The sequence below is a fragment of the Actinomycetospora sp. genome, from assembly GCF_036497245.1.
GTDB lineage: Bacteria > Actinomycetota > Actinomycetes > Mycobacteriales > Pseudonocardiaceae > Actinomycetospora.
In genome coordinates, this window is record NZ_DASXJS010000057.1 from 1 (window position 1) to 2,085 (window position 2,085).

3 protein-coding genes are annotated in these 2,085 nt (G+C 79.5%); all 3 read right to left on the reverse strand.

Going from position 1 to position 2,085, the window contains the following annotated elements; genetic code table 11:
* Positions 1-50 precede the first annotated feature (50 nt).
* The gene (locus VGI02_RS06250) at positions 51-638 is read right to left on the reverse strand and encodes a type II secretion system F family protein (protein ID WP_331626415.1); all 588 of its coding nucleotides are present in this window, start codon (positions 636-638) and stop codon (positions 51-53) included.
* The gene (locus VGI02_RS06255; protein ID WP_331626416.1) at positions 635-1,453 is read right to left on the reverse strand and encodes a type II secretion system F family protein; all 819 of its coding nucleotides are present in this window, start codon (positions 1,451-1,453) and stop codon (positions 635-637) included. Before VGI02_RS06255 ends, VGI02_RS06250 begins: the two co-directional genes overlap by 4 nt.
* A partial coding sequence (locus tag VGI02_RS06260; protein ID WP_331626417.1) for an ATPase, T2SS/T4P/T4SS family occupies positions 1,450-2,085 on the reverse strand: 636 nt, incomplete at its 5' end. The genes VGI02_RS06260 and VGI02_RS06255, both read right to left, overlap by 4 nt.

Sequence of the window (2,085 nt, forward strand, 5' to 3'; positions counted from 1 at the left end):
TTCTCCATCGTCGTCTCCTCTCGTCCCGCGCCCGGGGTGGGTCGCGGTGGTCATGTCCGCTCCAGCAGCGGGGCGGCCAGCCCGATGACGACCGGGGCGATCCCCAGCGCCAGGAAGGCCGGCAGGAAGCACAGACCGAGCGGGCCCGCGACGAGCACGCCCGCCCGCTCGGCACGGGCGGAGACCGCCTCGGCGGCCTCGGTGCGCACGTCCGCGGCGACGGTCGTCGCGACGTCCGCCACGGCGGCGCCGCTGCGCGCCGAGCGGCGCGCGGCGCGGGCCAGTCGCGCGGTCGACGGCTCGTCGAGGGCCGGCGCCCATGCGTCGGCGGGGTCCGCGCCGAGCGCGAGCAGGTCGGCCACCTCGGTGAGGGCGGCCGCCATGGGTCCGGGGAGCGAGGCGGCGACCGCTCGCACCGCGCGGTCCAGCGACAGACCGGCCCGCAGGCACGACGCGAGCTCGTCCCAGGCGCCTGCCTCCTGCCACGGGTCCCGGCGCTCGCGCCTGCGGCGACGCACCGGGGCCACGACGTCTTCGGGCGGCCGGAGGGAGCACAGCCTGCGGTGCGCGGTGACCGGGCCGGGCGCGATCAGCGCGGCGCAGGCCAGCAGCACGAGGCCCGCGGCGAGGACGGTCATCGGACCACTCCCGCGGTGAGGCGGGCGCTCCACTCGAGCCCCGCGGCAACCAGGACCGAACCGACGACCAGCAGCCCCTGACCCACTCCGGTGCCCGTGAGCACCCCGAGCGGATGGGCGCCGACGAGCTCGCCGAGCACCAGCCCGATGCCCGGGAGGGCCGCGAGCACGGCGGCGGTGGTCCGGGGGCCCGCGAGCTGGGCGGACAGGTGGCCCGCGAAGCGGCTGCGGGCCCGCAGATCCTCCGCGACCGCCTCGGCGAGCCCGGCGAGGCCGATGCCGTGGCGGTCGGCGAGCGACCAGGCGTCGGCCAGCCGGACCAGGTGCGGGCCGGCGAGCGGATCGGTGGCCGCGTGGTCCCGGAGCGCGGCCGGGACGTCCCCGCCCAGGCGGGCGGTCGCTTCGACCAAAGTCAGCGCGCCACGACACCCGGGACCGGCGTCGCGGCCGGCAGCCGCCGCGGCCGATGCCGGCGGATGCCCCGCGCGCAGTTCCGCCGCGAACGCGGCGAGGCCCTCGGCGAGCGCCGCGACGGTCTCGGTCCGCGCCCGCTCCCGGCGCCGGGTGGCCCGGGCCCGCAGCAGGACCGCCCCGAGGACGCTGACCGCCACCGCGCCCCCGACCCCGGCCACCAGGACGGCGAGTACCAGGCCCGCCCCGGCAGGCACGACGACGGGGACGCGCGCCACCCCTGGCCGCTGCCCGTGGTCGGCTCGCGGGCGCAGCGCGCGCACCCGTCCGGCGGCGCTCGCCGGAGGCCACGCCAGCGTCGCCGCGGCCGCCAGGACGAGCGGCAGCGCCTCCGCGCCGCTCACGCCGTCACCGCCGGGCGCAACGAGGCGACCCCGGCCCGCAGGGACGGCCGAGCACTCGCGGCGGACGTGGGCCAGGGCGCCTCGACACCGCGCTCGGCGAGCATCGCCCCCAGGTCGGCACGCCCGGCCGCCCAGCCGCCCTCGCGGCCCCAGGCGGGAACCACCACGAGGCCCTCCGCATCACCCCGGCGCACGACCCCGACGCCCTCGAGCACCCGCCGGCCGTCGGAGTGTCGTCGCACGTGCAGCACGACCTGGATCGCGGCGGCGACCTGGCTGCGCAGCGCGCCCGGGCCCATCCCGCCGAGCGCGGCGAGTGCCTCCAGGCGGGCGGGCACCTCGCGCGGCGAGTTGGCGTGGACCGTGCCCGCTCCGCCGTCGTGCCCGGTGTTGAGCGCCGCGAGCAGCTCGCAGACCTCGGCGCCGCGGACCTCGCCGACCACCAGCCGGTCGGGACGCATCCGCAGCGCCTGGCGGACGAGGTCGCGCAACAGCACGGTGCCCGCGCCCTCGACGTTCGCGGGACGGGAGACCAGCCGGACCACGTGGGGGTGGTTCGGGCGCAGCTCCTCGGCGTCCTCCACCACCACCAGGCGTTCGTGGGGCGGGACCCGGGCCAGCAACGCCGAGAG

Bases quoted from the DNA above. Each gene is read 5' to 3' on its own strand.
- VGI02_RS06250 (WP_331626415.1), bottom strand. From the start codon at position 638: ATGACCGTCCTCGCCGCGGGCCTCGTGCTGCTGGCCTGCGCCGCGCTG.